This window comes from Candidatus Halocynthiibacter alkanivorans, from assembly GCF_003333265.1.
Classification (GTDB): domain Bacteria; phylum Pseudomonadota; class Alphaproteobacteria; order Rhodobacterales; family Rhodobacteraceae; genus Halocyntiibacter_A; species Halocyntiibacter_A alkanivorans.
The window spans coordinates 1-8,403 of record NZ_QOLB01000158.1 but is presented as its reverse complement, the minus strand read 5'-3'; the positions used below and the strand labels follow the sequence as shown (position 1 = coordinate 8,403).

Here is an 8,403-nt window from a genome sequence, read left to right as displayed (position 1 = left end):
GCGCGCCCGCAACGCGCCCCCGGCCCGCTGGCAGGTGCTGCGCCACGGCAGTGTCAGCGTCACCGGCAGCGGCAACGACAGTGACTTTGAGCTTCGGCCGCTGACACAGACTGCAGAACCCGGCTCTGACCCGGGCGCTGAAACCGGTCTCTGATACAAAGACAGAGGGGCCCCGCCCCGTCTGCCCCCCACCGCCAACCGGAACTGACCAACCAGAACCGGCGGTGCGGGCACCGCCTGTCAACACCGACCCCAGCCACCGCCCGCACACCAGCCACCTTACACTGCCGGCACATCGCCAACCGGCCCCCATATCGCCCTGCGCCCCCGTCGCATCCACGGTCACACCTCTCAAGTCCGCTTCCCTCTGGCCCTGAGCCAAAAGGCACGCTACACGGGGATCAACAGATCTGACAAAGGCATCGGCAATGGCACGTACCCTCATCACCTCGGCGATTCCTTACATCAACGGGATCAAACACCTCGGCAATCTGGTGGGCTCCCAGCTGCCCGCCGATCTCTATGCGCGCTACTGCCGCGGCCGGGGCCACGAGGTGATGTTCCTCTGCGCCACGGATGAGCACGGCACCCCTGCCGAGCTTGCGGCCACCAAAGCCGGCAAACCGGTCGCCGAATTCTGCGCCGAGATGCATGGCATCCAGGCCGAAATCGCCCGCGGCTTCCGACTGTCCTTTGACCATTTCGGCCGTTCCTCCAGCCCGCAGAACCATGCGCTGACCCAGCATTTCGCCGGCCGGCTGGCAGAAGCGGGCATGATCGGTGAGGTCAGCGAAAAACAGGTCTATTCTATCACCGACGGCCGCTACCTGCCGGACCGCTATATCGAGGGCACCTGCCCCAACTGCGGCTACGACAGCGCGCGTGGCGATCAGTGTGAAAACTGCACCAAACAGCTCGACCCCACCGACCTGCTGAACCCGCGCTCCGCCATATCCGGCTCTACCGACCTGGAAGTGCGCGAGACCAAGCACCTTTATCTGCGCCAGAGCCAGATGCGCGACCGGCTGAACGGCTGGATCGACGAAAAATCCGACTGGCCGGTGCTGACGACCTCGATCGCGAAAAAATGGCTCAATGACGGCGACGGGCTGCAGGACCGCGGCATCACCCGCGATCTCGACTGGGGTGTGCCGGTGAAAAACGGCACCCAGGACTGGCCCGGCATGGAAGGCAAAGTCTTCTACGTCTGGTTTGACGCCCCGATCGAATATATCGCCTGTGCCGGCGAATGGGCCGAAGCCAATGGCAAAACGGACGCCGACTGGCAGCGCTGGTGGCGCACCGATATGGGGGCTGAGGACGTGAACTACGTGCAGTTCATGGGCAAAGACAACGTGCCCTTCCACACCCTGTCGTTTCCGGCCACCATCATGGGCGCCAATTTTGACGGCAAAGAGCCGTGGAAACTGGTCGATTACATCAAAAGCTTCAACTACCTGAATTATGACGGCGGTCAGTTCTCCACCTCCAAAGGCCGTGGCGTGTTCATGGACCAGGCGCTCTCGATCCTGCCGTCCGATTACTGGCGCTGGTGGCTGCTGTCCCATGTGCCCGAAAGCTCCGACAGCGAGTTCACCTGGGAAAACTTCCAGGTCTCCGTGAACAAAGACCTGGCCGACGTTCTGGGCAATTTTGTCTCCCGCATCACCAAATTCTGTCGTTCCAAGTTCGGCGAAGAAGTGCCGGCGGGCGGCAGCTATGGCGAGCGCGAGCAGAAACTGATTGCCGATCTGACCACCCGGGTGCGCGCTTATGAAGGCCACATGGACGCCATCGACATCGGCAAAGCGGCGCGTGAATTGCGCGCCATCTGGGTGCTGGGCAATGAATACCTGCAGTCCGCCGCGCCCTGGGTCACCTTCAAAACCGACCCCGAAGCCGCCGCCGCCTCGGTGCGCCTGTCGCTCAACCTGATCCGCCTCTATGCGGTGCTCTCCGCCCCCTTTATCCCGGACGCCACTGACTCGCTGCTGGCAGCGGTACAGAGCGACGACCGCAGCTGGCCCACAGATATTGCCGAGGCACTCGCTGCCCTGCCCGCAGGTCACGCCTTCACCACACCAGAAGTTCTGTTCTCCAAAATCACCGATGAGCAGCGCGAAGACTGGCAGCAACGTTTTTCCGGTGTGCGCGACTAACAAAGCCTGACCCGAACCCATCGCCACCAGCCCAAAAGACCGAGCTGGTGGCGACCTCCCTGACAAAGACCACGACCATCGCTTGCCGGGCATCGACGCGCCCGCTTGTGAAGCCGGGCCACTGCGGGACAACTCCGCTACACCGTTCCAGCCCGCGACGACGCGCCTGTTGCATTCCCCGGACAAATGACTGCACCTGCACGAACGCACCCGCTCATCGCAGACTAAGCCCCCCCGACCACGTCGTTGAACCGCGCCTCCTGGAACAACGCGCCGGATCCGTCCTCCCGCACAGAAGGCTGTGCCCGTCGCGTACTGGGTGCAGACGCGCCCACCTGCGAGCGGGGGCGCCCCGGCCACGCAGCTGGGCCGCTCCGACCCGGAACAACGCCACGGTTGCAATCCCCCTCACAGAAGATTGCGCCGGTCACGATGGGTGTGAATGCGCCCCACCCGTGGGTTTGAAAGCCATCCCGGAACGCAACTGCCCGAGCCCCGGGAGATGGGGCTGTCCCAAATCCGGGCCAAGTCCGGGCAAAGTTTAGTCCGCCTGCTTCACCAGGCTGGCGAACTTCGCGACGCTGATGTTGCTGCCGCAGGCCAACAGCCCGATACGCTTGCCTTCCAGGCGCGCGCGCAGTGGCCCGATCGCCCCGGCAAGCGACGCGGCGCAGGCCGGCTCGGGCATGATTTTCAGCCCGGAATTCAGATAGCCCATCGCCTGTTGCAACGCCGCGTCCGGCACCCGCACCACCTCATCCACATACCGCTGCGCCAGCGCAAAAGAAAACGGCATCGCACTTGGCGCCCCCAGGCTGTCGGCAATGGTCGCCACTTTATCAATCGCCACCGGATACCCGGCCGCCAGGCTGCGCGTCATCGTATCGGCGCCCTCGGGCTCAACCCCGTAGATCTTCACCGCAGGATTCAGCAGTTTCAGCGCCGCCGCCATGCCGGAAATCAACCCGCCACCGCCCACCGGCAGCACCACCGCGTCCAGATCCGGAACCGCGTCATGATATTCAGCGCCACAGGTCGCCGCGCCCAGAGACATGCCGATGCCCTCAAACGGATGCACCATGGCGCGGCCCTCGCTGTCCCGGATCATCTCCATCTGCGCAAAAGCCGCAGCGATATCCTCACAGAGGATCACCTCCGCCCCCAGCGCCCGGCAGCCCTCAATACGCACCGGATCCGCCGCCGCCGGCACGGCAATTTTGGCACTGACGCCAAGGCTGTGCGCCGCATGTGCCACCGCCAACGCGTGATTGCCGCCACTGGCCGCCACCACTCCAACCGCGCGTGCCTCCGCACGCAGCGCCATCAGCGACAACAGAGCACCCCGCGCTTTGAACGAACCCGCTTTTTGCAGCAGCTCCAGCTTGATCACCGCCCGCGCGCCTTCAGGCAACAGGTCCTCAAACACCGCCTGCGCCATCTCCACCACTGGCGTGTGAACAATCTTGCCCGCCAGTTGCGCCTGCGCCGCCCGAATCAAATCAATGGTTAAAACCTCTGCACCCATATTCTGGTCCTGCTCGCATGAAATGTCATTTCCCCCTGCCTACGCGCCCCACCTTTGCCAGGCAATCCCACCAGACCGCTGCGCCACGCAACGCGCAAACGTGCCCCCTGGCGAAACTTGCGTCACAGATGCCGCTTTTGAGGTATAGTGGTGCCGCCGAACCGCTATCCTGTTCCCATGTTTTTAAGCCTGTTTGATATCTTCAAGCCCGGAATCGGGCCCTCCTCGTCCCACACCATGGGGCCGATGACCGCTGCTGCGCTGTTCCTCAACGATCTGCGCGGCAATGCCGAAAAAATTCCTGGCGCGGGACAGCTTGCCGCGCTTGGGGCCTCGCTGCATGGCTCGCTTGCGTTTACCGGCAAAGGCCACGCCACCGACCGCGCCACCATTCTGGGGCTCGCCGGCTATCTGCCTGCGACGATGGACCCGGATGCCGCCGAAGAAGTGATGGCGCGGATCAGTGCCACCAAAACCATTGAGGTCGAGGGCCTTGGCACGCTGAAGTTTGATCCCGGGGCCGATCTGGTATTCGACTACGGACCGCCGCTGCCTGGCCACCCCAACGGCTTGATCCTGCACGCGTATGATGAAGCCGGGAACCCCTATCTGACCCAGACCTACTATTCCGTCGGCGGCGGATTTGTGGTCACCGCGTCCGAACTGGCCGCCTCGCTGAACAAAGCAGACGACGTGCCCGAGGATGGCGACGGCGACCCGGTGCCCTACCCGTTCCGCAACGCCGCTGAAATGCTGCAGATGGGGATCATGTCCGGCAAATCCATTGCCGCGATGAAACGCGAAAATGAACTGGCGATTGATGCCTCCGCGCTGGATCCCCGCATCGACACCATCTGGCAGGCGATGGACAGCTGCATTGAGCGCGGCCTGCGCATGGACGGCATTCTGCCCGGCGGGTTGAACGTCCGTCGTCGCGCCAAAGGGATGCGTCAGCAACTGCTGGACGAGACCAGCCGCAACCAGATGCACCCGCATTCCAAAATGGACTGGGTGTCGGTCTACGCCATGGCGGTAAATGAAGAAAACGCCGCCGGCGGCCGGGTGGTCACCTCGCCCACCAATGGCGCCGCCGGCGTGGTTCCGGCCACGCTGCGCTATTACCTCGATCACTGTGTTGGTGCCGAAAAAATCAAAGTGCGGGACTTCCTGCTGACGGCTGCTGCCATCGGCGGGCTGATCAAACACAACGCGTCGATCTCGGGTGCCGAAGTCGGCTGTCAGGGCGAAGTCGGCTCTGCCTCAGCGATGGCGGCGGCCGGTCTCTGCGCCGTTCTGGGCGGCAGCAATGAACAGATCGAAAACGCCGCCGAAATCGCGCTGGAACATCATCTTGGCATGACCTGCGATCCCGCCGCAGGTCTCGTGCAGGTGCCCTGTATTGAACGCAATGGTCTCGGTGCAATCAAAGCGGTGACCGCCGCCTCGCTCGCGCTGCGCGGCGATGGTCAGCACTTCATGCCGCTGGACAATTGTATTGAAGCCATGCGCCAGACTGGCCGGGATATGAACGAGAAATACAAAGAAACCAGCCTCGGCGGTCTCGCCGTCAACCTGCCGGAATGCTGACACTCAACTGAAAAGTAACAAGACCACCACGCAGCAACTATAAGGGCGGTACCATCGCTGGTGCCGCCCTTATATTAGTCTTTGTCGCGCAGACCAATGCTCTGGCTGAACTGCGACGCTCCCGGAACAGCGCAGCTCCCAGCGCAGGCGGGCGTGCAATTGGCAGGCACCCTGCGGCAGGCCCTCCAATAACCGCCCCGGTTTCTGTTTGGTGCAAATATCCTCGCCGAAGGCCAGAAACTTCTTTCATGCCCCTTGCCAGCCCGGCGTTCACCCCGGTACAGCGCTGCGGCCCGGCCCCTGTCACCGCATTGCCCAACCTGCACAGGTCTTGACCAGATTGAAGTGCATAAACCCTGCCGGCTCAGAGCTGGCGCCCCGGCGTCAGCCCGCGCACCTTTTCGACGATCGCCTCAGCATCAATGCCAAAATGACGGTACAGATCCGCGATGGTGCCGGTCTGGCCAAAATGTTCGACCCCCAGCGGAACACAGCGCTGCCCCTGTACTGAGCCCAGCCAGGCCAGTGTCGCCGGGTGACCGTCAATCACCGTGATGATGGTGCAGTCGCGCGACAGGTCCTTTGTCAGCGTTTCAATATGGCTTTCTGCCGCCGCGTTACCGCGCGCCCGCGCCCGCTGCGCCGCGCTCCAGCCCGCATTCAGCCGATCAGCGGACGTCACCGCCAGCACCCCCACATCGCGGCGCGCTTCCGTCAGCATGCCCGCCGCCTTGATCGCTTCCGGCCCCACCACGCCCTGATAGGCAATCACCACCTCACAGTTGGGCCCCGGTTTGCGCAACCAGTAGCCGCCATCAATCGTACCCTGGCGAAAATCGTCATCGACCCGCTTGCCCGGCTGCTCCACCGGGTTGGTGCTCAGGCGCAGATAGACCGAACCACCAGTCTCATCCCTGAGCCAGGTGCGTTCACAGGGATCCCCCGCGCCGTCTTTCTGCAGATACTCAAACGCCCAGGCCATGATCACTGACAGCTCGTCCACAAACGCCGGTTCAAACGCGGCCAGACCATCCTGACTCATGCCAATCAGCGGCGCGCCGATCGACTGATGCGCCCCCCCTTCGGGCGCCAGCGTCACACCGGACGGGGTGCCGACAATCATGAACCGCGCGTCCTGGTAACAGGCGTAATTCAGCGCATCCAGACCACGGGCGACAAACGGATCATAGACGGTGCCAATCGGAATCACCCGTTTGCCCCACAGCGAATGGCTCAGCCCTGCCGCCGCCAGCAGCAGGAACAGATTCATCTCGGCAATGCCCAGCTCGATATGCTGCCCCTCGGGCGCAAAATCCCACTTGGCCGTCGAGGGAATATTCTCGGCGCGGAAGGTGTCTTCCACGACTTCGCGGGCAAACAGTTTGCGCCGGTTCACCCAGGGCCCCAGATTGGTGGTGCCGGTGACATCGGGCGAAGTGGTGACGATACGCTCCGCAAGCTTGCTGTCGCCTTTGGACAGATCGTCCAAAATCTTGCCAAAGCCCATCTGGGTGGAGATTTCCCGGTCGCTGGCAATGGCGATCGAAGGCACTTCGATCTTGTCATCGTCAAAGCGACGGCGGCCTTTGGCGAAAAACGCGGATTTGTCCAGATAACTCTGCAGCGTCGGCACATCTTCTACAGTGGCGAATTTTTCCCACTCCTGCCCCGCGGCGACCCCCATATGTTGCTGCCACGTGCCCATCTGGGTCTTGTTCATTAACCCGCCGTGGTTGTCTTTGTGACCGGCAATCGGCGTGCCCCAGCCCTTAATGGTATAAGCAAGAAAACAGACCGGGCGCTCATGGTCCACTGAGGCAAACGCCGCTGCCATCGTATGCACACAGTTGCCGCCCAGGTTCTCCATCAGCTCTGCCAGCTCATTGTCGCTGCGCGCTGCAATCAAAGCCGCCACGTCGTTCTGATCGCCCATCTCGCGCAACAGCCGTTCACGCCAGACCGCCCCGCCCATAAACGTCAGCGCCGAATACATCTGGTTGGGACAGGCATCGATCCAGTCGCGCAGTTTTTCACCGCCGGGCTCGCAAAACGCCGCCTGCTGCAGCACACCATACTTGACCTTGACCACATCCCAGCCAAAAGCGTCAAACACCTTCTCAATGCGCTGCCACAGCCCTTCACGCACCACCCCGTCCAGCGACTGACGGTTGTAATCGATCACCCACCAGCAATTGCGCAGATCGTTTTTCCAGCCCTCCTGCAGGGTCTCATAAATATTGCCCTCGTCCAGCTCCGCATCGCCCATCAGCGCGATCATGCGGCCCTGCGGAATATCACCGCCCCATTTTTTGGCGCTGATATAGTCCTGCATCATCGAAGCAAAAGAGGTGATCGCCACCCCCAGCCCGACGGAACCGGTGGAGAAATCCACGTCGCAGATGTCTTTGGTGCGGCTGGGATAGGACTGCGCCCCGCCAAAACCACGGTAGTTTTGCAGCTTTTCAAGCGTCTGATTGCCCATCAGATATTGCATCGCATAAAACACCGGCGAGGCGTGCGGCTTTACCGCCACCCGGTCCTCAGGCTTCAGCGCGCCATAATAAAGCGCGGTGATGATTGACACCATCGAGGCCGAGGAGGCCTGGTGCCCGCCCACTTTGATCCCGTCCGCCTTGGGGCGGATATGGTTGGCATTGTGAATCATCCAGTGGGACAACCACAGCAGCCGTTGCTCGATGGTTTTCAGATTGTCCTGGCCCATGCTCATATTTCCTTTGTCTCAGATTTGCGGCAGTGCCGCGCGTTTAAATGCAATCTAACAATTTCCCCTTGCCGTATCTGCGCTTTCTGGGCCTTGATCAGGGAGAGTTTGGAGTATTCCCCTGGAGAAAGGCCGCGCGGCAATGGAAACCACCACGATTGACAGCTTCGATATTCAGATCCTGCGTGCCCTGCGCAGTGACGGGCGCATTTCGGTGCAGGATCTCAGCGAGCGTATCGGCCTCAGCGCCACCCCCACCGCCCGCCGCCTGCGCCGGCTGGAAGACTGCGGCATCGTCACCGGCTATTGCGCGCTGATTGACGAGGCCGCGCTTGGCTATGGTGTTTCGGTCTTTGTCTCGGTGCAGCTCGACAAACAAGTCGATGATGCGCTGGCGCGGTTTGAAGCGG

At 62.2% G+C, this 8,403-nt stretch carries 5 protein-coding genes; 3 read left to right on the top strand and 2 right to left on the bottom strand.

Going from position 1 to position 8,403, the window contains the following annotated elements; genetic code table 11:
* The first annotated feature begins 428 nt into the window (after window positions 1-428).
* Window positions 429-2,159: a methionine--tRNA ligase gene (gene metG, locus DWA01_RS20980; protein ID WP_114287765.1), complete on the top strand. Its 1,731-nt coding sequence runs from the start codon at window positions 429-431 to the stop codon at window positions 2,157-2,159.
* A gap of 541 nt (window positions 2,160-2,700) precedes the next feature.
* On the opposite strand, the gene DWA01_RS20975 is transcribed toward metG, so the two are convergent.
* A complete protein-coding gene (locus DWA01_RS20975; protein ID WP_114287764.1) occupies window positions 2,701-3,684 on the bottom strand; it encodes a threonine ammonia-lyase in 984 nt (327 codons plus the stop codon).
* A 177-nt stretch (window positions 3,685-3,861) separates the two neighbouring features.
* On the opposite strand from DWA01_RS20975, the gene DWA01_RS20970 reads away from it, so the two are divergent.
* Window positions 3,862-5,271 carry an L-serine ammonia-lyase gene (locus DWA01_RS20970; protein ID WP_114287763.1) on the top strand — a complete coding sequence of 470 codons (1,410 nt, stop codon included), beginning with the start codon at window positions 3,862-3,864 and terminating at the stop codon, window positions 5,269-5,271.
* Between the two features lie 364 nt (window positions 5,272-5,635).
* Here the strand turns inward: DWA01_RS20970 and DWA01_RS20965 are convergent, their stop codons facing one another.
* Window positions 5,636-7,993, bottom strand: coding sequence for a 1-deoxy-D-xylulose-5-phosphate synthase N-terminal domain-containing protein (locus tag DWA01_RS20965; RefSeq protein WP_114287766.1), 2,358 nt, complete (start codon window positions 7,991-7,993; stop codon window positions 5,636-5,638).
* 142 nt (window positions 7,994-8,135) lie between these two features.
* On the opposite strand from DWA01_RS20965, the gene DWA01_RS20960 reads away from it, so the two are divergent.
* On the top strand, window positions 8,136-8,403 hold a 268-nt coding region (locus DWA01_RS20960; protein WP_114287762.1), incomplete at its 3' end, for an Lrp/AsnC family transcriptional regulator.